The organism is Streptomyces sp. JH14, assembly GCF_029428675.1.
GTDB lineage: Bacteria > Actinomycetota > Actinomycetes > Streptomycetales > Streptomycetaceae > Streptomyces.
This window is the reverse complement of record NZ_JAJNEL010000001.1, coordinates 1344302-1366725: the sequence shown is the minus strand read 5'-3', so window position 1 is coordinate 1366725 and position 22424 is coordinate 1344302. Positions and strand designations below refer to the sequence as shown.

Here is a 22424-nt window from a genome sequence, read left to right as displayed (position 1 = left end):
TGTCTCCTTCGGGAGGGGGCATGGCCCGATGACTCATTCATTGACCCGCGGAAGTCATGCTGCCATAGTCAGTTCCCAAAAGGAACTCACTAGGGGAGGGTGCTGCGGATGAGGATGCTGCGGGATGTGCCGCGGACCGTGCGGCTGATGGCGTTGGGTGCCTTTCTCAACCAAGTGGTCAGCTTCACCTTCGTCTACCTCTTCGTCTATCTGACCGCAGTACGCGGACTGACCGTCCCGCAGGCCGGAGTCATCGCCGGCATCGGCGGCATCGGTCTCGTCGCCGGAAACTTCACCGGCGGCTGGTTCGGTGATCACTACGGCCACCGCCGGATGCTCCTGACCGGCGCGCTGGTCAGCGGTTCGGCGCTCGTCACCCTGCCGGTCCTGCCGATCGCGGCGATGTACGGGGTGCTGCCGATCGCGCAGTACGCGGCGGGCGTCGTACGCGCTGCCAACGCCGCGCTCGTCGCCGTCACCGTCCCCGAGGGCAGCCGGCGCCAGAGCTTCGCCCTGATGCGTGCCGGGAGCAACGCGGGCTTCACCATCGGCCCGCCGCTCGGCGCACTGGTCGCCGCCCGTTTCTCGTACGACTGGCTGTTCGTCGTCGACGGCCTCGGGACGCTGCTCTTCGCCGCATACGCATCGAAGGTGCTCCCGGCGCGCGGCGCCGCACACACCGGGCCGCCGCGTGACCCCGACGCGCCCGGTCTTCGGCGGGAGCTGCGGGCCAGGCCCGCCGTCCTGGTCCTGCTCGCCGCGATCCTCTGTGTCGACCTCGTCTACCGGCAGCAGTACACGACCCTGCCCGTCTTCCTCGCCGATCATGGCCGCAGCACCCAGTTCTACGGCTGGCTGCTCGCCATCAACGGCGGCGTCATCCTCTGTCTCGAGCTCCCCGTGACGCATGCGCTGCGCCGGCGGGCGCCGCTGAGCATCGTCGGTTCCGGTCTGCTGCTGGTGGGACTGGGATTCGCCGCGCTGGTCCCGGGGGCCGGGGCCATGTTCGCCGTCACCATGATGGCGTCGGTGACCGCGGGCGAGATCCTCTACAAGACCACCGCCACGGCCTACGTCGCCGACCAGGCGCCCGCCCATGCGCAGGGCCGCTTCCAGAGCCTGTACGGGGGTGCCTCCATCAGCGGGCAGGTGCTGGCGCCACCGTTGGGCGGCGCGCTCTATGCCGCGGCGCCCGGGCTGCTCTGGCCGGTGTGCGCGGTCCTGGCGGGCGGTGCGGGGGCGGCCGTGCTGGCGGCGCGGCGGCTGCGGGGGCCGGTGCGCGCGGTGGTCCCCGCGCCGGCTCCGGCGCCCGAACGGCAGGCACAGTCCGGCTGACCGGGCGGGCGGGGCCGCGCCGCGACCATCCGGCGGGACCGGTTGGCTCCGGCGGTGCCCGGCCGGTTAGGTTCTGTGTCATGACCGACACGACTTCCCGCACCACCGGCGCCGTCGCCGCCGGCCTCGCCACCATCGCCGGCGACGGTTCCGTTCTCGACACCTGGTTCCCCGCCCCCGAGCTCAGCGCCGAGCCCGGCCCGGCCGGAACCGAGCGGCTCACCCCCGACCGCGCCGTGAACCTCCTCGGCGAGGGCGCGGCCAAGGCCATCGGTGTGGACGCCCGTCGCGGAGTCGAGGTCGTCGCCGTCCGTACGGTCATCGCCTCGCTCGACGACAAGCCCCTCGACGCGCACGACGCGTACCTGCGTCTGCACCTCCTCTCCCACCGCCTCGTGCAGCCGCACGGCCAGAACCTGGACGGCCTCTTCGGCCTCCTCGCCAACGTCGCCTGGACGTCTCTCGGTCCGGTCGCCGTCGACGATCTCGAGAAGGTGCGGCTGAACGCCCGCGCCGACGGCCTGCACCTCCAGGTCGGCTCCGTCGACAAGTTCCCCCGGATGACGGACTACGTCGCGCCGAAGGGCGTCCGTATCGCCGACGCCGACCGGGTCAGGCTCGGTGCGCACCTCGCCGCCGGTACGACCGTCATGCACGAGGGCTTCGTCAACTTCAACGCCGGCACGCTCGGCACATCGATGGTCGAGGGCCGTATCTCCGCGGGCGTCGTCGTCGGCGACGGCTCCGACATCGGTGGCGGCGCCTCCACGATGGGCACCCTTTCCGGCGGCGGCAAGGAGCGCATCGTCATCGGTGAGCGCTGCCTGATCGGTGCCGAGGCGGGCGTCGGGATCGCGCTCGGCGACGAGTGCGTCGTCGAGGCCGGCCTGTACGTCACCGCCGGCACGCGGGTCACGCTGCCGGACGGCCAGATCGTCAAGGCGCGGGAACTCTCCGGTGCCTCGAACATCCTCTTCCGCCGCAACTCGGTCACCGGCGCCGTCGAGGCCCGTCCGAACAACGCGGTGTGGGACGGCCTCAACGAAATCCTGCACAGCCACAACTAACGTGTAGCGGCGAGGAGTTCCTCGTACGCCCTCCGCAGCCCGTCGGTCGCCTCGCGCCCGGCGGGCTGCAGTGGTTCGCGAACCGGTCCGGCGCCGAGCAGCGCCTTGGCCGTCACGGTGCCGGGCAGGCCCGACGCCATCATCAACTCGGCCAGCGGCAGGGTCAGCCGATTGAGCCGGGCGGCGCCGGCGGTGTCCCCGGCGTCGAACGCGTCCAGGACCGCCCGCAGTTGCCGGGGCGCCACATTCGCGACCGTGCTGACATAGCCTGCCGCGCCCACCGCGTACAGCGGCAGGTTCAGCTCCTCGCAGCCCGAGTAGTACGCGAGCGAGGTCGCGCCGATCACCTTCGTCGAGCCGAGCAGGTCGTACGCGCAGTCCTTCACCGCCACGATGTGCGGGTGCCCGGCGAGCCGGAGCAGGGTGGCGGGCTCGATCCGGGTGCCGGTGCGGCCGGGGATGTCGTACAGCATCAGCGGAACACCGGTCGCGTCGGCGACGCGCCGGAAGTGTGCCTCGACGGCGGCCTGCGGCGGCCTGCTGTAGTACGGGGTCACGACCAACAGGCCGTCCGCACCCGCCCGTTCGGCCTGCCGGGCCAGCTCCACGGTGTGCCGGGTGTCCGCACTGCCGACCCCGGCGACCAGTGGCACCCCGTCGCCGACCGCCTCCCGGACCGCGCGCAGCAGCGCGGTCTTCTCGGCGTCGGTGGTCGTCGGGGACTCGCCGGTGGTGCCGCTGAGCACCAGACCGTCGCAGCCGTCGGCGACGAGACCGGCGGCATGCTTCCCGGCGGCGTCCAGGTCCAGCTCGCCGCCGGCGGTGAACGGCGTGATCATGGCGCAGAGAGCGCGGCCGAAGGGGGCGGTGGGGGCTGTGAGGACTTCATGGGCTGTCATGTCCGAAGTGTCCGCCCGCCGACCGTGAAGGTCCACTTAGATTTTCTTGAGGTGAAGGTCAACGAATGCTCAATGATCGATGGGGGAGGCAAGCCCTCTGGCATGATCGAACAACCATGCGGCGGGCCGACACGGGGGCGGGTGCACGATCATGCGGGGACCGGTGGGTGCGGGAGCGGGTACCGGAGCGCGGCGGGGGGCGGCGGGCGCCTGCCTGGCCGGGGCGCTGACCCTGATGCTGTCGGGATGCGCCGGATTTCTCGTACCGGCGGGCGAGGGGGAGCCGGAGCCGACACCGAGCGGGTCGTACTCACTGGGCGTGCACGCGGACGAGCTGGATCTGTCCGGCCTTCCCACGCCGTCCGGCCGGCCCCCCGCGGGACGCACCCCCAGTGCCAGGCCCACTCCGGGCGCGGTCGCCACCGGCGCCTGCCCGTCCTCCGGCGTCGTCGTGGACATGGGCGAGGTGCAGGCGGCGCTCGGCCACCGGGCCGTGTCGCTCACCCTCACCAACTGCGGCACGAAGCCGTTCCGGGTGAACGGCTACCCGTCCGTACGCGCTCTGGACGACCAGGGCGAACCGCTGCCGGTCCCGGTGAACCCGGCCTCGTCGTACATGGGGACCGACCGGGGGCCGAAGGAGGTCATGCTGAAGCCGGGGAAGACGCTCACCGCGCTGCTCGCCTGGGTGTCCACCCCGACCGGCGGCGACCTCATCGAGGGCGACGCACTGGAGATCGCGCCGGCCCCGGGGCTGGAGGCGCGCACGTTCCCCCTGGAGGGGAGCGACGTGCGGCTGCTCGACGAGCTGAACATGACCGCCTGGCGCCCCGATCCGCCCCGGTAGCGCCCCGGTAGCGCCTCGGGCGAAGGCTGCCGGGTGAGTGCGCGGGCATACGTCGACGCGCTCACCGTCCCTGCGGCGGAGCAAGGTCGAGGACGTCGCAGGGGGAACGGGTGCGGCCGTGTCCGGGGGTGACCGGCGGCGGCGTGCACCACTGCACGCCCGCGCTCCGTCCGCGGGCGGGTGTGTGAGCGGGACGAGCGGCGGATGCGCATCAACCCCACGGATGTGCATGGGAGTTGCCGAGGTCTGCCGCGCGGCGGGACGTCGTCCGTCGCGCGAACCAGGTGGCACCGGGCGAAATGCGTCTACGCTTGAGCGGCCGGACTGACCGCCGTACGCCCGAGGAGAATCCTGATGTCCGCAGAGCGCCCCACCCTGCCGCCGGTACGGCTGCACACCGAGGCGGAGCTGGCACGGGACGCGCTCGCCGCGCCGCTGCTCGCCCGTGCCGTCCGGCTCGCCCGCTGGGCCGGACCGGGGACCCGGGTCGGCGCCGGCGGCGAGCTCGTCGATGCGCAGCTGCCCGAGGCGGCCGAACACCTCGGGCTGACCGGGGACGAGGACGGCGCGGCCGAGGCCAGCGAGGCATGGCGGCTCGCGGTCGACACCGGGCTCCTCGACGTGCACGACCCGGACGCGGACGAGGCCGGGGACGACGCCGAAGGGACCGTCACCGCGGGCGAGAACCTGCGGCTGCTGACCGGCGGCTCCCCGCAGGACGTCCTCGCGATCTGGCTCGACGGCCTGGAAGCCGTGCACGCCGACGCCACCGCACCCGTCTTCGACGACTTCGCCGATCTCATCGGCGAGGACGGCGCGATCGACCTCGACGCCCTCGACTGGGACCCGGAGGCGGAAGCCGATTTCCTCGACGGCGTGCTCGGCAACCTCTATCTGCTCACGGTCGGCGACGGCGGTGAGGCACCCGTACCGCTGCCGGCGCTCGCCGCATCGGTGATCGTGCCCGACGACATGGGCGAGCCCACCGACGACATCCTGGAGCAGGTGTCGGAAGCGATGATGCGTCTCGACGACCAGTTCCGGCTTCTCGAACCGATCGGGCTCGTCTCCTACCGTCCGGTGGACGAGGCGCTGCTCGTCGAGGAGGCGGAGCAGGGCGCGGAGGGCGTGGGGGACAGGCCGCCCGCCGACGACGAGGACGTCAGCCGGTACGGCATGGTGAGGCTGACCCCCCTCGGCCTGTATGGCATCCGGGCCCGGATGCTGGAAGCCGGTGTCGACGCCCCCGCCGTCGGTGACCTCGTGGACAAGGGCGCGGACGCGCTTCTCGGCGGCATCGCGTACTACCCCGAGGCGGCGGCCCGCAGCGAGGTCGAGCAGTGGCTCGCCCGGCGCGGGGGCGACGGGGCCGCGGCCGAACTGCTGGACGCGGCACGCGGCGCGGACCAGCAGGCCCCGCTGCGCCGGCTGCACTGCCAGCAGGCGCTCGCCCTGGTCGGCGCCGAGGCGGAACCCGCGGTCCGCACGGTGCTCGACGACGCACAGCTGGGCGGCCTCGCCCGGGTCTGGCTCGCGGAGCGCGGCGCGGCGGACGTGCCCCCGCCGCCGGAGTCGATGATCTTCTGGCTGGCCATCGACACGATCGCCGCCCAACTGGAGGCGGACGGCGACCTCGACGAACTCCAGGGGCTGGTCGAGGGACTCGCCGGCCAGCACAGCGGGTTCTTCGACGAGGCGTGGCGCGTGGCCCACCCGGCGACGGCGGACGTCCTGGAAGCGATGGGGCGGCTGCACAGCGACAAGAGCAAGGCGAAGGAAGCGCGGAAGGCGGCGTTCAAGGCGCGGTCGCGCTCGGGCGGCTGAGCGGGGCTGCCGGGCAGTCCTGCGGGCCCTGCGGGCAGCCGGGCGGCAGCGGCGGTAGCAACTCTGTGAAGGTTCACAGGAAGGATGCCGCTCGAAGTCGCCCGGAGTTCAACTGGTGTTGGTGCAGGGACGGGAGCGTGAGGCCGCAAACACCCGTCCGAGAAGCTCCAGGAGTTTCGTGATGCCCTTCACGCGCAGGGAATTCACCAAGCAGTCCGCCCTCACCGGCGCCGGCATTGCCCTGACCGGTACCGTCGCCGCGCTGGCCACCGCCCCTGGTGCCCTCGCCGCGCAGGAGTCCGGCCACGGCCACGACGACCACCACGGTGACCACGGGCACGGTCACAGCGACGAGCCCGGCTACGGGCCGCTCGTCTCCGACCCGAAGGGCATACTCGCGCTGCCCGCCGGATTCTCGTACCGCATCATCACGCACAGCGGTGTCACCACACTGGAGTCCGGCGAGTCCACCCCCTCCAACCACGACGGCACGGCCGCTTTCGAGGGCCCGCGCGGCGTCACTCTGCTCGTGAACAACCACGAGCTGAGCGGTACCCGGGCCGGCTGGGAGCACCCCGTCCCGCTCACCGAGGGCCTCGTCTACGACCCGATCGCCGCCGGTGGCTGCACCGTCGTCGAGACCCGCCGCGACGGCCGCACCGCCGAGTGGGTCGGCATCGCCGGCACGTCCACCAACTGCGCCGGCGGCGCCACCCCGTGGAACACCTGGCTCACCTGTGAGGAGACCGAGGACAAGGCCGGCAAGAACGGTCTGCTCAAGGACCACGGCTACGTCTTTGAGGTCGACCCGTACGACAAGCGCGCCAACCGCGACCCGCGCCCGATCAAGGCGTTCGGGCGGTACGCCCACGAGGCCGTCGTCATCGACCCCAAGCTCGGCCACGCCTACCTGACCGAGGACGCGGCCGGCCCCAACGGACTGCTCTACCGCTGGGTTCCGCCGCACGGCTTCAAGCACGGCCGCGGCAAGCTCCGCACGCTCGCCGACGACGCCGGTGTCCTGCAGGCCACCAAGTGCTTCGACAGCAGTGGCAAGTTCGTCGACGACCTGTCCCGCGCCACGAAGATCGGCACGGTGTACGGCGTGGACTGGGTCGACGTCGTCGACCGTGACGCCAAGACCGTCTCCGTGCGCAAGCAGTTCGGCGACCAGGACGTCACCCGCGCCCGCAAGCTCGAAGGCATGTGGTGGGGCGACGGCGGCGTCTACATCGTCTCCTCGTTCGCCCGCGAGGAGAGCCCCGTCCAGCACGACGGCCAGGTCTGGTTCTACGACCCGAAGCGCCGCACGCTGACGCTGAAGGTGCTTCTCGGCGTCAACGCCGACCCGTCGAAGGACGGTGCCTTCGACGGCCCGGACAACATCACCGTCTCGCCGTACGGCGGTCTGGTCATCGCCGAGGACGGCGAGGGCGTCCAGCACCTCTTCGGGGCCACGGAGAGCGGCCGCACGTACCCGATCGCGCGCAACGAGCTGAACGCGGGCACGGCCGAGGAGCCGGAGTACAGCGAGTTCACCGGAGTCACCTTCTCGCCCGACGGGAAGACGCTGTTCGCCAACATCCAGACGCCCGGCATCATGCTCGCCATCACCGGCCCGTGGAAGCGCCAGCCGAACCGGCACTGACGCACCGTCCGGACGCGCGGAAAACCCGTCGCGCGTCCGGAGTCCGGTCTTCTAGGGTCCTGTCTGTGCCCAGGTGCGCAGGCAGGACCTACTTCCACTCTTCATGGGGATGTCGCGGGTTCGAGTCCCGCCATCGGCTTTCGAGCCGGTGTAGCTCAGTGGGTAGAGCACCTTCGTCGGTTCCGCCGACTGTGATCTCTGGGCACGTACAGCTTCAAGAAATTGCACGCACCTCCCGGTGCGCAGGTTACGGCTACTTCTTCGAAACAAGTTCTGCCGTCGCCGACCTTGATCTCGGGAGGCACAGCATCGGGTGCCCGGTGCGCAGGTGACGGATACTTCTCGGATCTGACGGTTGCGGGTTCGAGTCCCGCCCGGCCACGGCCGGTAGCTCAATGGGCAGAGCATCAGGCAAGCCCGTCGCCGACTCCTGATCTCGGGCACTCATGCGCTGTGTCTTCCCCCAACGAATTCGGGGGAATTCAGCATGGCACGCTTCAACACCCGCATCGTCAAGGCAAAAGCGACATCGCCCGTGAAGTCGACCGGGCGCACCACACTCACCGGTCAGGGTGGCCGAGGATATCTCCGGGACAACCGTTCGGAACTTTTCCTGCTTGCTGTCGCCAATTTCGTCTCGCAGCAGACCTTTTACGAGAATGCCGAGCAGCGCGACAGCCGATTCGCCACGCTGGTGCGCATCCTTGCGGTGGGCGACCCCGACTGGACCGCCGGGCTGCTGGGATGGCTGCGCCGCGACGGCGGGATGCGTACCGCGGCGATCGTCGGCGCCGCCGAGTACGTGAAGGCCCGGCTCGACGCGGGTGCCGAGGACGGACCGTCCAACCGGCAGGTCGTCGACTCCGTCCTGCTGCGCGCCGACGAGCCGGGTGAGCTGCTGGGGTACTGGACCTCGCAGTACGGCCGCAGCGTGTCCAAGCCCGTCAAGCGCGGGATAGCGGACGCCGTGCGCCGCCTCTACAACGGCAACTCGCTGCTGAAGTACGACACCGTGTCCAAGGGCTACCGCTTCGGCGACATCCTGAACCTGGTGCACGCCGCGCCCGACCCGGAGAAGACCTGGCAGGGAGAGCTGTTCCGCTACGCCCTCGACCGCCGGCATCACCCGGACGCGGCGGTGCCGCCGGCCTCGAACCGCACCCTCACCGCCCACCGGGCGCTGATGGAGCTGCCGGTCGAGGAGCGGCGGGCCGTGGTCACCGCACCCGGCGGGGCGGACCGGCTGGCCGCGGCCGGCATGACCTGGGAGGCCCTCGCGGGCTGGCTTCAGGGTCCGATGGACGCCGCGGCATGGGAGGCGGTCATACCCTCGATGGGGGCGATGGCACTCGTCCGCAATCTGCGGAACTTCGATGCGGCGGGTGTCTCGGACGAGGTCGCCGCGCAGGTGGCGGCGAAGATCTCCGATCCGGCCGTGGTCGCCGCATCGCGGCAGTTCCCGTTCCGCTACCTCGCCGCGTACCGGCACGCTCCGTCGCTGCGCTGGGCGTATCCGCTGGAGCAGGCGCTCGGCCACTCCCTCGCGCATGTTCCGGAGCTGCGCGGGCGCACGCTGATCCTGGTCGACCGCTCGGGGTCGATGTGGTCGCCGCTCTCGGACCGGTCGCAGCTGAACCGGGCCGACGCCGCCGCGATCTTCGGTGCGGCGCTGGCTCTGCGGGCCGCCGATGCAGATCTGGTGGAATTCGGTACGAACAGCGCGCCGGTGACCTTTCGCAGGGGCGAGTCCGTGCTGAAGATCCTGGACCGGTTCGGCAGTCTCGGCGGCACCAACACCGCGGAGGCGGTCCGTCGGCACTACCGCGGCCACGACCGGGTGCTGATCGTCACGGACGAGCAGGCGTCCTTCACGTACTACGGGGATGCCACCGAGGCGGTCCCCGCGCGTGTGCCCGTGTACACCTGGAATCTGGCCGGATACCGGGTCGGGCACGCCTCGTCCGGATGCGAGAACCGCCACACCTTCGGGGGTCTTTCGGACGCCGCATTCCGCATGGTGCCCCTGCTGGAGGCGGGTCGGGACGCCGACTGGCCCTGGAACCGCTGATTACGAATCCGGCATCAGTGGGCTCCCAGGAGTGGTCGGGCATGGCGTCGGGCGTCCCGGAGGCGCATACTCAACGTAATGAAACAGTCAGCCGGATCCCGGCGTCACCTGCCTTCCAGTCCCTTCAACCGCCCGGCCCAGGCGGCCCCACCGGTCGAATGCTTCGATGTGGGCGACAGGGTGTCGCATGACCAGTTCGGACTCGGTCGAGTCCTCGCTGTCGAGGGCGACAACGACGCAGTGCTCATCGACTTCTCGGGGCGACAGGGGAGGATCCTGAGCCCGTACTCCAAGCTGACCAAGCTCTGAGAGGGCCTGCGAGGGCCTGCGTACGCCCGTCCCGCTCTCCCCTTCCGGGGCACCCGCGCATCGAGCGGGTGCCCCGGAAGCCGTTCCCGGAGCGGTGCGGCGCCCGGGCTACAGCGCCTGGGCGGCGGGCTTGACCATGCCGCGGACGGTGCGCGACTTCACGAAGTCACCCATCGCCGTCATCTCCCACTCGCCGGAGAACTGCTTGATCAGCTTCGCCATCATCACGCCGGTCTGCGGCTCGGCGCCGGTCAGGTCGAAGCGGACCAGTTCCTCACCGGTGGCCGCGTCGATCAGCCGGCAGTAGGCCTTGGCGACCTCGGTGAACTTCTGGCCGGTGAACGAGTTCACCGTGAAGACCAGCCCCGTCGCCTCCGGGGGGATCCGGCCCAGGTCCACGACGATCACCTCGTCGTCCCCCGCGCCCTCGCCCGTGAGGTTGTCGCCGGAGTGCTTGATCGCGCCGTTGAGGATCGAGAGCTTGCCGAAGTAGCAGCTGTCCAGGTGATTGCGGTTGGGTCCGTAGGCGATCACCGAGGCGTCGAGGTCGATGTCCTTGCCGCGGAACGCGGGCTCCCAGCCGAGACCCATCTTGACCTGGGAGAGCAGCGGGCGGCCGCCCTTGACCAGGGACACCGTCTGGTTCTTCTGGAGGCTGACCCGGCCCTTGTCGAGATTGATCTTTCCCGAGCCGGCGGGCGCCGGAGCGGCGGCGGGCGGGGCCGGCGGGGCTGCCGGGACCGGGGGAGCGGCGATCCGCGGGTCCACGGGTGCGGCGGCGGGCATCGGGGGTGCGACGGGGGCGGGCGGCGCGGCGGGCTCCTCCTCGACCGAGACACCGAAGTCCGTGGCGATGCCCGCCAGCCCGTTGGCGTAGCCCTGGCCGACCGCGCGGGCCTTCCAGGCGCCGTTGCGGAGATAGACCTCGATGACCACCAGCGCCGTCTCGGCGCCCAGCCGCGGCGGGGTGAAGGTGGCGAGCACGCTGCCGTCGTCCGCGTTGCGCACCGTGGCGGTGGGTTCGATGCCCTGGAAGGTCTGCCCCGCGGCGTCCGGGCTGGCCGTGACGACGATCTTCTCGATGCCGGGCGGCACCGCCGTGGTGTCCACCACGATCGCGTCCGGAGCCGTGCCGCCGCCGGAGCGGTAGGTCACTCCGGGACCCGCGGGCTGGTTGTAGAAGATGAAGTCGTCGTCGGAGCGTACCTTGCCGTCGGCGGTGAGCAGCAGGCCCGAGACGTCGAGCCGCACCGGGGCGGCGACGTCCACCGCCACGCGGGCGGCGGAGAGAGGGATGTTCGAGCCGGGGGTCATTGCGGTCATGTCCCGGGTAACGAACGACCCGGCTTTGCCGTTCCCTTACCTTCGCGGACTTGCTCCGTACGGATCAGCGTCCGCCGCGTGCCCGGTTGCGGGGGTGGTCGCGGGCGGTGCGTTCGTTGCCGTGCTTGTACGCGCCCGTCCAGCGCGCCATGACGAGCTGGGCGTCGCCGGACGCCGCTTCGGCCAGGAACTTCTCCGCCCGGCCGCCGCGCAGAGTGCCCGCAGGGCGGCCGTGGTGGGTGATCGTGACGCTCGCGTCGCCGTGCTGCTCGTACTGGAATCCGGAAGGTCTCGGCATGGCCGTATGGTGCCCGCCCGCACCGGATGCCGTCGCGCGAGTTTCCGGACCGGCGAGTTTCCGGACTAGTAGGGCCAGATCGGCGGGTTGGTGACGAAGTGGCCACCGATGTTCGCGTGGTCCGGGTTGTCCGGGTCGAGTTCGCCCTGTTCGGCGACGAGCTTCTCCGCGTACTGCTCGGAGTCGTCCTGAGGTTCGTATCCGAGCGATCGGGCCGTCGTCAGGTCCCACCACAGACGGGTGTTGTCGGAGGAGCCGTAGACCACGGTGTGGCCGACCTCCTCGGCGGTGAGCGCCGCGTGGAAGAGCCGGGCGCCGTCGCCGGGGCTCATCCAGACGGACAGCATCCGTACGGACGCCGGCTCCATGAAGCAGGAGCCGATGCGTACGGACACGGTTTCGATGCCGTGCTTGTCCCAGTAGAGCTGGGCGAGGTCCTCGCCGAACGCCTTGGAGAGGCCGTAGTACGTGTCGGGGCGGCGCGGTGTGCCGATCGGGATCATCGGGTCGCCCGGGAGCGGGCGCGGGGTGTAGCCGATGGCGTGGTTGGAGGAGGCGAACACGATGCGCCGGACACCCTCCTCGCGCGCGGCCTCGTAGAGGTTGTAGGTCCCCTCGATGTTGGCCCGCAGAATTTTGTCGAAGGAGGCTTCCAGCGAGATGCCCGCGAGGTGGATGATCGCGTCGACGCCGCGCACCGCCTCGCGCAGTGCCTCCTTGTCGCCCAGGTCGGCCGTGATCGCGTCCGGCTCGCCCTCGATGGGGGTGAGGTCGAAGAGGCGGAGTTCGTAGCCGTACGCGGGCAGCAGGCCGCGCATCAGGGTGCCGAGGCCGCCGGCGGCGCCGGTGAGCAGGACGGTGCGGGGAGCGGGCATTCGCTGATCTCCTCGGTACATGCGCGACACATCAAGTTCATGGACGACATTCACATCCATGGACAACTTAGGAAGCAAGCGCGTGGCGCGTCAAGTGGTGCGTCCGTCGCGCGTGCGGCGGGAGGGGGGTGCGTCGATTGTGCTCCCGATCCGCCCGGACTCCGGCCCAACTCCGTCGCCGTGCCGGGGGATTCCCGCCTTGACCTGTGCCGCGCGGCTGCCTTAACTTGGAGTCGTTCATAAATATGGACACCGATCAGAATTGTGCACGCCTGAACCTGCTCAGGGAGCGCCCGTGACCTCAGCCCCCCTTGCCGCCCGACTCACCCATGTCGCCGGGCCGCTCTTCTTCCCCGTCACCGCGTACGGACCGGACGGCGCCGTCGACCTCGGCGCCTTCCGCGCGCACGTGCGCAGCGGCATCGACGCCGGTGCGGCGGCCGTCTTCGCCTGCTGCGGCACGGGCGAGTTCCACGCGCTGACGCCGGAGGAGTTCCGGCTCGTCGTCGCCGCCGCGGTCGAGGAGACCGCCGGGGAGGTTCCCGTCGTCGCGGGCGCCGGATACGGCACGGCTCTTGCGGTCCAGTACGCGAAGCTCGCCGAGGAGGCGGGCGCGGACGGGCTCCTCGCCATGCCCCCGTACCTGGTCTTCGCGGACCAGGAGGGGCTGCTTGCCCACTACACGGCGCTGGCCGCCGCGACCTCCCTCGAGACGATCGTCTACCAGCGCGACAACGCCGTCTTCACCCCGGAGACCGTCGTCGCCCTGGCCGGGACACCGGGCATCATCGGTCTCAAGGACGGCTACGGCGACCTCGATCTGATGCAGCGCATCGTCAGCGCCGTCCGTACCGAACGGCCCGGCGAGGACTTCCTGTACTTCAACGGGCTGCCCACCGCCGAGCTCACCGGCCTGGCCTACCGCGGCATCGGCGTCACGCTCTACTCCTCCGCCGTGTTCGCCTTCGCTCCCGACATCGCCCTCGCCTTCCACCGGGCGCTGGAGTCGGGCGACGACGAGTTCGCCAACGCGCTGCTCGACCACTTCTACCGGCCGCTCGTCGAACTGCGGGCCAAGGGCCGCGGCTACGCCGTCTCTCTGGTCAAGGCAGCCGTCCGGCTGGAGGGCCAGCCGGTCGGCGAGGTCCGCACCCCGCTCAGCGAGCCGGCCGCCGCGCACATCGAGGAGCTGACCGCGATCATCGAGCGCGGCCGCGCCCTGCTGGAGAAGTACGGGCAGACGAAGAGCACCTCCGACGAGCCCGCGGCGCAGGAGCGCGGGTGAAGACCTCGGCCTTCCTCTACCCCTGGGACATCGTCGGGGATCCGGACGCGGCCGCCCGCGTCGCGGACCTCGGTGTCCAGCAGGTGACGCTCGCCGCCGCCTACCATTCGACCCGGGCGCTGACCCCGCGTCATCCCGGCCGCCGCATCGTCACCGCCGAGCACGCCGCGGTGCTGTACCCGCCGGACGCCGGACGGTGGGCGGGGCATGAGCTGCGCCCGTACGAGCAGTCCTGGGTGGCCTCGGACGATCCGTACGCCGAGGCCGTGCAGGCGCTCGCCGACGCCGGTCTCGAGGTGCACAGCTGGGTGGTCCTCGCGCACAACTCCCGGCTGGGCGCGGAGCATCCGGACACCTCGGTGGTCAACGCGTACGGCGACCGGTACCCCTGGGCGCCCTGCATCGCTCAGCCCGCGGTCCGCGCCTACCTTGTGGAGCTGGCGCGCGAGGCGGCGGTGCGCGGCGGCACGCGCGGCACCGAGCTGGAGTCCTGCGGCTGGTACGGCTTCGCGCATCTGCACGCCCACGACAAGATCGCGGGCGTCGGTCTCGGGGACGCGGCGCAGTACCTGATGTCGCTCTGCTTCTGCCCCGACTGCCGGGCCGGATACGGTGCGCACGGCGTGGACGCCGATGATCTGGTCCTCGCCGTGCGCGCGGCTCTGGCGCCGGTCTGGGCCGGGGCCGGTTCCTCGGAGGCCGGCTGGACGGGTGTCGAGAAGCTTCTCGGCGCCGATCTCGCCGCCGCCACCCTGGAGTTCCGCGGGAAGATGGCCCGCACGCTCCAGGAGTCCGCCGTCGCCGCTGTGCGGGCGGCGGCCGCGGAGGGCTTCCAGGTGCTGCTGCACGCCGACCCCGCCCCGTACCGCACGGGTGCGAACGTGGGCGTCGACCCGCAGCACATCCTGTCCGTGGCCGACGGTGTGGTGCTGCCCTGCACCGGTGGTGACGCGGCGCGCGAGGCGGTCCTCGGGCCGTTCGCCGGCCGGTCCGACCGGGTGCTCGCCGCCAACTTCACCGTGGTCACCGGCATGGGCGGCAGCCCCGCCACGCTGGAGCACGACGCCGCGCACGCGGCCTCGCTGGGCGCGGACCAACTGCGCCTGTACCACGCCGGGCTGGCTTCCGGCCCGGACCTGCGGACGGTCGCCGGAGCGCTGTCACGTCTCGGTCGATGACGGAACCGGACCGGTGGGGGCGGCAGGCGCCCGCCCCCACCGGTCCGTGACCAGCCAGGCCGCGGTCAGCAGCCCCACCGCGCCGGTCAGCGGCAGCAGCACCCGGATGTCCAGTACCGCGATCAGCCCCGCGCCGAGCGCCAGGGCCACCGCGTTCGGCACCATCATCAGCGAGTTGGCGGCCGCCGCCGTACGGCCCAGCACGGCGTCCGGCGTCTCCCGCTGCACTGCCGTCATCGCGGCGATCAGCACACACGGCAGCCCGGCCCCGATGGCGGCGCTCGCGACGAGTGCCACCGCGTCGTACGGCAGCGCCCGCACCCCGACCGCCACCGCGAACAGTCCGGTCCCGGCCGCCGTGAACACCCGCTCCGGCAGCCGCCGCAGCAACGGACCGGCCAGCAGCCCGATCGTGAGCGACCCGGCGCCCTGCGCCGTGTACAGCACGCCCGCGTACGTGGGGGAGTGCCCGAGCCGACCGTCCACCACGGCGTAGAGCGCCGCGCCGTTGAGGCCGGCGCACAACATCGTCACCGAGCCCGTGAGCACGAGCGGCCGCAGCACCGGCGATGCCCACACCTGCCCGATCCCCGCAGCCGGTCCGTCCCGCAGGCCGGTGCGGGGCGGCCGGGCCGGTTCGCGCACCCGCAGGAGCGCGCAGACCCCGGCGGCCAGCGCGAACGACGCCGCGTCGAGCAGCGCGACCGCGCCGCCCCCGAACCGGGCGTACAGCCCTGCGCCGGCCAGCGGGGCGAGAAGTTTCGTGCCCTCGGCCGCCGTCATCCGGAGCCCGTTGAAGTCGCCGAGCAGCCGGGTGTCGACGGTGTGCGCGACGAGTGCCGACTCGGCCGCGTCCATCACGACCCCGCTCGCCCCGTAGAGGACCAGAACGGCGAAGAGGATCCAGATCCGGCCCGCCGAATCGACCGCGAGCAGCGTGGTGAGCAGCCCCGCCATCGTGAGGTTCGCCCCGATCAGCAGAGGTTTGCGGCGCATACGGTCGGCGAGGGCGCCGAGCGCGGGACCGGTCAGCGAGGGCAGCCACATGGCGAACACGGCGAGCGCCGCCAGACTGTCCGACCCGGTCAGGGACTTGACCCAGATCCCGGACGTGAGCCACATCGCCGACGTCCCGAACCCCGTGACGACGACGGCCACCAGATACAGCCCTGCGTCGCGGTCCCTCAGTACCTTGCCCGCCGCCGACCCTGTCATCGCGCTCCCCGAACCTCGTCCGCCCGCATGTCCGCGGATGCGACTCATGCTGGCGAGTAAGGAGGCACCCGGGCATCGGGCAGATGCCCTGTCCGGCCGGCCCGGGGCGACCGCTCCGGGCTCAGCGCACGACGTGGATCCGGGTCCCGGTGGTGGCGAAGTCCCAGAGCCGCTTGCCGTCCTCGGTCCGCAGGCGTATGGCGCCGAGCCGCTGTCCGGGGGCCGGTTTCGGGGAGGAGTTGTCCACCGCCGCCGAGAAGGCGATCGTGGTGGTCCCGGACAACGCGAAGTAGACGACGTGCTCGACGGGAACGCCGTCGCTTCCGGTGGTTCCGGGGAGGCGGCCGGTGACCGCGTGGCCACCCGGAGCGGGGTCCACCGTGCCGGGCCACACCGGGAACGTGCCGAGCGCCTTGCCCGCCTCGTCGACCAGCCAGGCGCGGTCCTGGCCCAGTGAGTAGACCACCCGCTTCCCGTTGCCCGAGTCCGCGGGGACCGCGGGAGGCCGGGGTGCGGCGGGAGTCTCGTCCGCGGTGGCCGACGGGCTGGGGCCGGCCGCCGGCCTGCCGGTGGCGGCGGTCTGCGGGGCGGCTCCGCCGGCCTGGAGGGCGAGCGCGGTGACGGCGGCGAGCGCGGCTGCGGTGAGGCCCGTCACTGCTGCCCAGGAAGGTATCTGGCGGGCCATCAGGCAACGGTCTCCTCGGTGGCTGTCGCGTCCCGGCGGGGGTCCCGGGGGCGATCAGCCTATCCGTTCGTATGCCCGGCATCTTCTCCGGCCTGTCGTGCCGGGAGACGTCTCGGGGCGGTCGCCCGCCGAAGGGCGTGATTCTCCGGAACTTCTTTTGCCGGAAGCGTTGACGAAACATTTGCACCACCTCTAGCTTCAACGCGTCGTACTTCGTACGTCATATATGAGACGCGATACGCGAGATGCGAGAGCCCTTCACCCATGACCTTTGCGCCCACCCCGATTCCGTCCCGCACCCAGTACGTGCTGGAGGCGATCAAGCACGCGATCCTCACGGCGCAGCTGAGACCGGGGCAGGCGCTCGTCGAGACCGAACTCGCCGCACAGTTCGGGGTCTCCAAGACCCCGGTGCGCGAGGCGCTCAAGACCCTCGCCGGTACCGGCCTCGTCGTCATGAGCCAGTACAAGGGCGTCACCGTGCGACTGGTCGACGCGGCGATGGCCCGCGAGGTGTACGACGTGCGACTGCTCCTCGAGCCGGAGGCGCTGCGTCGCTCCATCACCCGCAGGGCCTCGCTCGACGCGGCCCAGGAAGCCCTGGAGCGGGCCGACTCGGCCGGTGACAAGGCCGACCGGTCGCTCGCCAACCGGGACTTCCACCGGGCGCTGTACCTGCCCTGCGGCAACCCGCTGCTGGCCCGGATGCTCGACGAGGTCCGCGACCAGGCCGCACTCGTGTCGACCGTCGCCTGGGCGACCATCCCGTCCTGGGAGCGGGAGGCGGCCGAGCACCGGGAGATCCTGCGGCTCGCGCTCGCCGACGACGCGGACGCCGCGGCCGGAGCCCTGCACGACCACATCGCGTCGTTCGTCCGCCGCGCCTTCCCCGAGGAAGCACAGACCGAGGAAGGCGGGGCATGAACCACCAGCACACCGACGAAAGGCCTGTCCGCATGGACCTCACCCCGCTGAAGGCGGCCCTCGCAGATGTCGTCGCGATCCCGGTGACCCCGTTCGCCGAGGACGGGACCATCGACACGGCGGCTCACCGCGGACTGCTGCGGCGGCTCCTCGACGGCGGCGTACGCATCCTCACCCCGAACGGCAACACCGGGGAGTTCTACGCGCTCACCCCCGAGGAGCGGCGCACCGTCACCGAGCTGACCATCGACGAGGTGGGCGGACGCGCCACGATCCTGGTCGGGGTCGGGCACGACGTACCGACCGCGGTGGCCGCAGCCGAGCACGCCCGTGACGCAGGTGCCGAGATGGTGATGGTCCACCAGCCCGTGCACCCGTACGTCTCGCAGGACGGCTGGGTCGACTACCACCGGGCCATCGCCGAGGCCGTCCCCGGGCTCGGTGTCGTCCCGTACATCCGCAACCCGCAGCTCGGCGGGGAGCGCCTCGCCGAGCTCGCCGAAATCTGCCCCAACGTCATCGGCGTGAAGTACGCGGTGCCGGACGCCGCGCGGTTCGCCGCGTTCGCCCGGGACGCGGGCCTCGACCGGTTCGTCTGGATCGCCGGCCTCGCCGAGCTGTACGCCCCCGCCTACTTCTCCGCCGGGGCGACCGGCTTCACCTCCGGACTCGTCAACGTCGCCCCCGGTGTCTCGCTCGCCATGCTGGAGGCGCTGCGGGCCGGCGACCACTCCTCGGCGATGAAGGTCTGGGAGCAGATCCGCCGTTTCGAGGAGCTGCGTGCCGACCAGCAGTCCGCCAACAACGTGACGGTCGTCAAGGAGGCCCTGGCCGCGCTCGGTCTCTGCCGCCGCGAGGTCCGCCCGCCCAGCCGGGTGCTGCCCGAGGGGCAGCGCGCCGAGGTCGCCGCCGAGGTCGCCGGGTGGTCGATATGACGCGCGAGGACGGAAGGATCGGCTCCGAGGAGCTGCGCAGTCACCAGTGGTACGGGACGGACGGGCTCCGGTCGTTCAGCCACCGGGCCCGCACCCGGCAGCTCGGCTACCTCCCCGAGGAGCACCTCGGCAAGCCGGTCATCGCGATCCTCAACACCTGGTCCGACATCAACCCCTGTCATGTCCATCTGCGTGACCGCGCGCAGGCGGTCAAGCGGGGCGTCTGGCAGGCGGGCGGCTTCCCGCTCGAATTCCCGGTCTCCACCCTCTCGGAGACGTTCCAGAAGCCGACCCCGATGCTCTACCGCAACATGCTGGCGATGGAGACGGAGGAGCTGCTGCGCTCCTACCCGGTCGACGGCGCCGTGCTGATGGGCGGCTGCGACAAGTCGACGCCCGCGCTTTTGATGGGCGCCGCATCGGTCGACCTGCCGACCGTCTTCGTGCCGGCCGGGCCGATGCTGCCGGGACACTGGCGCAACGAGGTCCTCGGCTCCGGCACGGACATGTGGAAGTACTGGGACGACAAGCGGGCCGGGCTCATCGGCGACTGCGAGATGGGCGAGCTGGAGAACGGGCTCGCGCGCTCGCCCGGCCACTGCATGACGATGGGGACGGCGTCCACCCTGACGGCCGCGGCCGAGGCGCTCGGTGTCACGGTGCCGGGAGCCTCGTCTATCCCGGCCGTGGACTCCGGGCACGACCGGATGGCGGCGCAGTCCGGACTGCGGATCGTCGAGCTGGTGTGGCAGCAGCGGAAGCTGTCGTCGATCCTCACGGCGGAGGCGTACGAGGACGCGGTCGCCACCGTTCTCGCGCTCGGCGGCTCCACCAACGCGGTCATCCACCTGATCGCCATGGCGGGCCGTTCCGGGGTGAAGCTCGGCCTCGACGACTTCGACCGGATCGCCCGCACCGTCCCCGTGCTCGCCAACCTCCGCCCCGGCGGGAAGTATCTGATGGAGGACTTCCACTTCGCCGGCGGGCTGCCCGGGTTCCTGGCCGGGCTCACCGATGTACTGCACCTGGACCGGCCCACCGTCTCGCACGACACCCTGCGCGAGCAGCTCGACGGTGCACTCGTGCACAACCGCGACGTCATCCGGGGACGCGACAACCCCCTTGCCGAGGAGGGCGGCGTGGCGGTCCTGCGCGGCAACCTCTGCCCGGACGGCGCGGTGATCAAGCACATCGCCGCCGAGCCGGAACTGCTGCGGCACACCGGACCCGCGGTCGTCTTCGAGAACTACCAGGAGATGCAGCGCACCATCAACGACCCGGCCCTGGCCCTCACGCCGGACCATGTGCTGGTGCTGCGCAACGCCGGCCCCAAGGGCGGTCCCGGGATGCCCGAGTACGGCATGCTGCCGATCCCCGACTATCTGCTGAAGCAGGGCGTACGGGACATGGTGCGGCTCTCCGACGCCCGGATGAGCGGCACCAGTTACGGGGCGTGCGTCCTGCACATCGCGCCCGAGTCGTACGTCGGCGGACCGCTCGCCCTCGTCCGCACCGGTGACCTGATCACCCTGGACGTCGAAGCGCGGCTGCTCCATCTCGACGTGCCGGACGAGGAGTTGGCGCGGCGGCGGGCCGCCTGGACGCCGCCGCCCGCCCGGTACCAGCGCGGTTACGGCGCGCTCTACCAGGACCAGATCACCCAGGCCGACCAGGGCTGCGACTTCGCCTTCCTGGCACGGCAGGGCGAAGTGCCCGAACCGTACGCGGGCTGACCGCCCACCGGATTTCCTGCGCCCCGGCTGTTCGGCACGCCGAACGGCACGCGGTAAGCGCTTGCACCACCCACGCGTCACCGCTGTCTGCACACGCACCACCGAAACTCGCACTTCCCAAGGAACGGAGACGTGTCATGGCCCAAGCCGCCACTGTGGCCACACCGCCCAAGGTGCCCCGGCGCCGCTCCGCGAACCCCCGCCGACTGCCCTATCTGCTGGTCGCCCCCGCGGGGCTGCTGATGCTGGGCTTCATCGCCTACCCGATGGTCAGCGTCTTCTACTACAGCCTGCAGAACTACAACGTCACCAAGCCGTGGCGGAACGGCTTCGCCGGCTTCGACAACTTCACCCGAATCTTCACCGAGGACGACCAGTTCTGGGCGACGCTCGGCTTCAGCGCCCAGTGGGTCGTCACCCAGGTCGCGCTCCAGCTCACGCTCGGCCTAGCGCTCGCTCTGATCGTCAACCAGACCTTCATCGGCCGGGGCATCTCCCGCGCCATGGTCTTCTCGCCGTGGGCCGTCTCCGGGGTGCTGACCAGCACCATCTGGATCCTGCTGTACAACTCGTCGACGGGCTTCAGCCGTTACCTGGCGGACGCCGGGATCGGCGACTACGGCACCTCCGTGCTCTCCGACACCGGCACCGTCTTCTGGGCTGCAACCGTCGCCGAACTCTGGCGCGGGGTCCCCTTCTTCGCCATCCTCATCCTCGCCGACCTGCAGTCCGTCTCCAAGGAGCTGTACGAGGCGGCAGCGGTCGACGGCGCCGGACGACTGCGGCAGTTCTTCCACATCACCCTGCCCCACCTGCGCGACGCGATCATCCTCTCCACGCTGCTGCGCGGCGTCTGGGAGTTCAACAACGTCGACCTGCTCTACACCCTCACCGGCGGCGGACCGGCCGGCGAGACCACCACCCTGCCGCTCTATGTCGCCAACACCGGCATCGAGGGCCACGACTTCGGCTATGCCTCCGCGCTCACCACCGTCGCTTTCGTGATCCTCCTCTTCTGCTCGATCGTCTATCTGCGCCTGAGCAAGTTCGGAGGCGACCACAAGTGACTGCCGCACTCGCCGAGAAGCACACCGGCACCGTCCCGGGGACGGTACGCCCCACCCCGCCGCCCACCGAACACCGCCGCCGCGGACGTGAGCGCGCCTTCGACGACGTACCGCGATGGCAGATCTATGTGCCGCTCGGCATCTATCTGCTCTTCACCCTCGTCCCGTTCTACTGGATGTTCCTCTTCGCCGTTCGGCCCACCGGATCCACCTCACTTGTGCCGTGGCCGATGACGGCGGAGCACTTCTCCAAGGTCTGGAACGAGCGGAGTTTCGCCGTCTTCTTCCAGAACAGCATGATCGTCGGCGTCTGCACCCTGGTCGCCACGACGCTCGTCGCGCTGTGCGGCGGCTACGCCCTCGCCCGGTTCGACTTCCGGATCAAGAACGGCTTCATGCTCGCGTTGCTCTGCTCGCAGTTCATCCCCGGCGCGCTGATGCTCGTACCGCTCTTCGAGATCTTCAAGAACCTGCAGATGATCAACTCTCTCGGGAGCGTCGTCATCGCCGAGACGGTCTTCCAGCTGCCGCTCTCCATCATCCTGATCAGCGGCTTCATCAAGAACGTGCCGGTCAGTCTGGAAGAGGCCGCCTGGGTGGACGGCTGTTCGCGCTTCCGGGCCTTCTGCGCGGTGGTGCTGCCGCTGCTGCGTCCCGGACTGATCGCCGTCGGCTCCTTCGCCTTCGTGCACAGCTGGAACCACTTCCTGTTCGCCCTGATGTTCCTCAGCGAGCAGGACAAGCAGACGATCCCGGTCGGCCTGAACACCCTCATCGGCGCGGACAGCGTCGATCTGGGCGCGCTCGCCGCGGGCGGGGTGATCGCCGCGATTCCCGTGGTGATCGTCTTCGCCTTCATCCAGAAATGGCTGATCACCGGCTTCAGCGCCGGTGCCGTGAAGGGCTGAC

At 71.0% G+C, this 22424-nt stretch carries 20 protein-coding genes; 14 read left to right on the top strand and 6 right to left on the bottom strand.

All coding sequences use genetic code 11. The annotated features are described in order from the left end of the window. The first annotated feature begins 108 nt into the window (after nucleotides 1-108). Together LRD69_RS06165 and dapD are read left to right on the top strand one after the other, a co-directional pair. Nucleotides 109-1335, top strand: coding sequence for an MFS transporter (locus tag LRD69_RS06165; protein WP_277325533.1), 1227 nt, complete (start codon nucleotides 109-111; stop codon nucleotides 1333-1335). Nucleotides 1336-1415: 80 nt separating this feature from the next. Continuing rightward, a complete protein-coding gene (gene dapD / locus LRD69_RS06160) occupies nucleotides 1416-2402 on the top strand; it encodes a 2,3,4,5-tetrahydropyridine-2,6-dicarboxylate N-succinyltransferase (RefSeq protein ID WP_277325532.1) in 987 nt (328 codons plus the stop codon). Here dapD and dapA read toward each other — a convergent pair. Beyond that, entirely contained in the window at nucleotides 2399-3301 is a 903-nt protein-coding gene (gene dapA, locus LRD69_RS06155; protein ID WP_277325531.1) for a 4-hydroxy-tetrahydrodipicolinate synthase, read from the bottom strand. The two genes, dapD and dapA, sit on opposite strands and share 4 nt — an antisense overlap. 235 nt (nucleotides 3302-3536) lie before the next feature. Between dapA and LRD69_RS06150 the strand changes: the two genes are divergently transcribed. The 5 genes from LRD69_RS06150 to LRD69_RS31030 all read left to right on the top strand — a co-directional run bounded on the left by LRD69_RS06150 (nucleotide 3537) and on the right by LRD69_RS31030 (nucleotide 9997). Then, nucleotides 3537-4148, top strand: a complete 612-nt coding sequence (locus tag LRD69_RS06150; RefSeq protein ID WP_277329642.1) for a DUF4232 domain-containing protein — start codon at nucleotides 3537-3539, stop codon at nucleotides 4146-4148. A 354-nt stretch (nucleotides 4149-4502) separates the two neighbouring features. Then, nucleotides 4503-5972, top strand: coding sequence for a hypothetical protein (locus LRD69_RS06145; protein ID WP_277325530.1), 1470 nt, complete (start codon nucleotides 4503-4505; stop codon nucleotides 5970-5972). A 181-nt stretch (nucleotides 5973-6153) separates the two neighbouring features. After that, on the top strand, nucleotides 6154-7620 hold the full coding sequence (locus LRD69_RS06140; RefSeq protein WP_277325529.1) for an alkaline phosphatase PhoX: 1467 nt from the start codon (nucleotides 6154-6156) through the stop codon (nucleotides 7618-7620). Nucleotides 7621-8107: 487 nt separating this feature from the next. After that, nucleotides 8108-9688 (top strand): TROVE domain-containing protein, encoded by a 1581-nt coding sequence (locus LRD69_RS06135; RefSeq protein ID WP_277325528.1) that lies wholly within the window; start codon nucleotides 8108-8110, stop codon nucleotides 9686-9688. A gap of 78 nt (nucleotides 9689-9766) precedes the next feature. Continuing rightward, a complete protein-coding gene (locus LRD69_RS31030) occupies nucleotides 9767-9997 on the top strand; it encodes a hypothetical protein (protein WP_014156926.1) in 231 nt (76 codons plus the stop codon). A 108-nt stretch (nucleotides 9998-10105) separates the two neighbouring features. Here LRD69_RS31030 and LRD69_RS06125 read toward each other — a convergent pair whose 3' ends face one another. The 3 genes from LRD69_RS06125 to LRD69_RS06115 all read right to left on the bottom strand — a co-directional run bounded on the left by LRD69_RS06125 (nucleotide 10106) and on the right by LRD69_RS06115 (nucleotide 12493). Continuing rightward, nucleotides 10106-11320, bottom strand: a complete 1215-nt coding sequence (locus LRD69_RS06125) for a TerD family protein (RefSeq protein ID WP_277325527.1) — start codon at nucleotides 11318-11320, stop codon at nucleotides 10106-10108. A gap of 64 nt (nucleotides 11321-11384) precedes the next feature. Next, nucleotides 11385-11618 (bottom strand): hypothetical protein, encoded by a 234-nt coding sequence (locus LRD69_RS06120; protein WP_277325526.1) that lies wholly within the window; start codon nucleotides 11616-11618, stop codon nucleotides 11385-11387. 65 nt (nucleotides 11619-11683) lie between these two features. After that, nucleotides 11684-12493 carry an NAD(P)-dependent oxidoreductase gene (locus LRD69_RS06115; RefSeq protein WP_277325525.1) on the bottom strand — a complete coding sequence of 270 codons (810 nt, stop codon included), beginning with the start codon at nucleotides 12491-12493 and terminating at the stop codon, nucleotides 11684-11686. Between the two features lie 295 nt (nucleotides 12494-12788). On the opposite strand from LRD69_RS06115, the gene LRD69_RS06110 reads away from it, so the two are divergent. Next, a complete protein-coding gene (locus LRD69_RS06110) occupies nucleotides 12789-13778 on the top strand; it encodes a 5-dehydro-4-deoxyglucarate dehydratase (RefSeq protein ID WP_277325524.1) in 990 nt (329 codons plus the stop codon). Further along, nucleotides 13775-14956 (top strand): hypothetical protein, encoded by a 1182-nt coding sequence (locus LRD69_RS06105; protein ID WP_277325523.1) that lies wholly within the window; start codon nucleotides 13775-13777, stop codon nucleotides 14954-14956. The genes LRD69_RS06110 and LRD69_RS06105 overlap by 4 nt, the downstream gene beginning before the upstream one ends. Here the strand turns inward: LRD69_RS06105 and LRD69_RS06100 are convergent. Together LRD69_RS06100 and LRD69_RS06095 are read right to left on the bottom strand one after the other, a co-directional pair. Next, the gene (locus LRD69_RS06100; RefSeq protein ID WP_277325522.1) at nucleotides 14939-16171 is read right to left on the bottom strand and encodes an MFS transporter; all 1233 of its coding nucleotides are present in this window, start codon (nucleotides 16169-16171) and stop codon (nucleotides 14939-14941) included. The genes LRD69_RS06105 and LRD69_RS06100 overlap by 18 nt on opposite strands. A 121-nt stretch (nucleotides 16172-16292) precedes the next feature. After that, nucleotides 16293-16856: a hypothetical protein gene (locus LRD69_RS06095; protein WP_277325521.1), complete on the bottom strand. Its 564-nt coding sequence runs from the start codon at nucleotides 16854-16856 to the stop codon at nucleotides 16293-16295. 264 nt (nucleotides 16857-17120) lie between these two features. Here LRD69_RS06095 and LRD69_RS06090 point away from each other — a divergent pair, with 264 nt between their 5' ends. The 5 genes from LRD69_RS06090 to LRD69_RS06070 all read left to right on the top strand — a co-directional run bounded on the left by LRD69_RS06090 (nucleotide 17121) and on the right by LRD69_RS06070 (nucleotide 22423). Then, nucleotides 17121-17780, top strand: a complete 660-nt coding sequence (locus LRD69_RS06090; RefSeq protein WP_277325520.1) for a GntR family transcriptional regulator — start codon at nucleotides 17121-17123, stop codon at nucleotides 17778-17780. Between the two features lie 32 nt (nucleotides 17781-17812). Continuing rightward, nucleotides 17813-18715 (top strand): dihydrodipicolinate synthase family protein, encoded by a 903-nt coding sequence (locus LRD69_RS06085; protein ID WP_277329641.1) that lies wholly within the window; start codon nucleotides 17813-17815, stop codon nucleotides 18713-18715. Then, nucleotides 18712-20448, top strand: a complete 1737-nt coding sequence (gene araD / locus LRD69_RS06080; protein WP_277325519.1) for an L-arabinonate dehydratase — start codon at nucleotides 18712-18714, stop codon at nucleotides 20446-20448. The genes LRD69_RS06085 and araD overlap by 4 nt, the downstream gene beginning before the upstream one ends. Before the next feature lie 137 nt (nucleotides 20449-20585). After that, nucleotides 20586-21515, top strand: coding sequence for a sugar ABC transporter permease (locus LRD69_RS06075; RefSeq protein WP_277325518.1), 930 nt, complete (start codon nucleotides 20586-20588; stop codon nucleotides 21513-21515). Next, the gene (locus tag LRD69_RS06070) at nucleotides 21512-22423 is read left to right on the top strand and encodes a carbohydrate ABC transporter permease (protein WP_277325517.1); all 912 of its coding nucleotides are present in this window, start codon (nucleotides 21512-21514) and stop codon (nucleotides 22421-22423) included. The genes LRD69_RS06075 and LRD69_RS06070 overlap by 4 nt, the downstream gene beginning before the upstream one ends. Nucleotide 22424 lies beyond the last annotated feature (1 nt).

Excerpts from the sequence above, each read along its gene's own strand:
- LRD69_RS06165 (WP_277325533.1), top strand. The coding sequence starts at position 109 with ATGAGGATGCTGCGGGATGTGCCGCGGACCGTGCGGCTGATGGCGTTG.
- dapD (WP_277325532.1), top strand. The coding sequence starts at position 1,416 with ATGACCGACACGACTTCCCGCACCACCGGCGCCGTCGCCGCCGGCCTC.
- dapA (WP_277325531.1), bottom strand. The coding sequence starts at position 3,301 with ATGACAGCCCATGAAGTCCTCACAGCCCCCACCGCCCCCTTCGGCCGC.
- LRD69_RS06150 (WP_277329642.1), top strand. The coding sequence starts at position 3,537 with ATGCTGTCGGGATGCGCCGGATTTCTCGTACCGGCGGGCGAGGGGGAG.
- LRD69_RS06145 (WP_277325530.1), top strand. The coding sequence starts at position 4,503 with ATGTCCGCAGAGCGCCCCACCCTGCCGCCGGTACGGCTGCACACCGAG.
- LRD69_RS06140 (WP_277325529.1), top strand. The coding sequence starts at position 6,154 with ATGCCCTTCACGCGCAGGGAATTCACCAAGCAGTCCGCCCTCACCGGC.
- LRD69_RS06135 (WP_277325528.1), top strand. The coding sequence starts at position 8,108 with ATGGCACGCTTCAACACCCGCATCGTCAAGGCAAAAGCGACATCGCCC.
- LRD69_RS31030 (WP_014156926.1), top strand. The coding sequence starts at position 9,767 with ATGAAACAGTCAGCCGGATCCCGGCGTCACCTGCCTTCCAGTCCCTTC.
- LRD69_RS06125 (WP_277325527.1), bottom strand. The coding sequence starts at position 11,320 with ATGACCGCAATGACCCCCGGCTCGAACATCCCTCTCTCCGCCGCCCGC.
- LRD69_RS06120 (WP_277325526.1), bottom strand. The coding sequence starts at position 11,618 with ATGCCGAGACCTTCCGGATTCCAGTACGAGCAGCACGGCGACGCGAGC.
- LRD69_RS06115 (WP_277325525.1), bottom strand. The coding sequence starts at position 12,493 with ATGCCCGCTCCCCGCACCGTCCTGCTCACCGGCGCCGCCGGCGGCCTC.
- LRD69_RS06100 (WP_277325522.1), bottom strand. The coding sequence starts at position 16,171 with ATGACAGGGTCGGCGGCGGGCAAGGTACTGAGGGACCGCGACGCAGGG.
- LRD69_RS06095 (WP_277325521.1), bottom strand. The coding sequence starts at position 16,856 with ATGGCCCGCCAGATACCTTCCTGGGCAGCAGTGACGGGCCTCACCGCA.
- LRD69_RS06090 (WP_277325520.1), top strand. The coding sequence starts at position 17,121 with ATGACCTTTGCGCCCACCCCGATTCCGTCCCGCACCCAGTACGTGCTG.
- LRD69_RS06085 (WP_277329641.1), top strand. The coding sequence starts at position 17,813 with ATGGACCTCACCCCGCTGAAGGCGGCCCTCGCAGATGTCGTCGCGATC.
- araD (WP_277325519.1), top strand. The coding sequence starts at position 18,712 with ATGACGCGCGAGGACGGAAGGATCGGCTCCGAGGAGCTGCGCAGTCAC.
- LRD69_RS06075 (WP_277325518.1), top strand. The coding sequence starts at position 20,586 with ATGGCCCAAGCCGCCACTGTGGCCACACCGCCCAAGGTGCCCCGGCGC.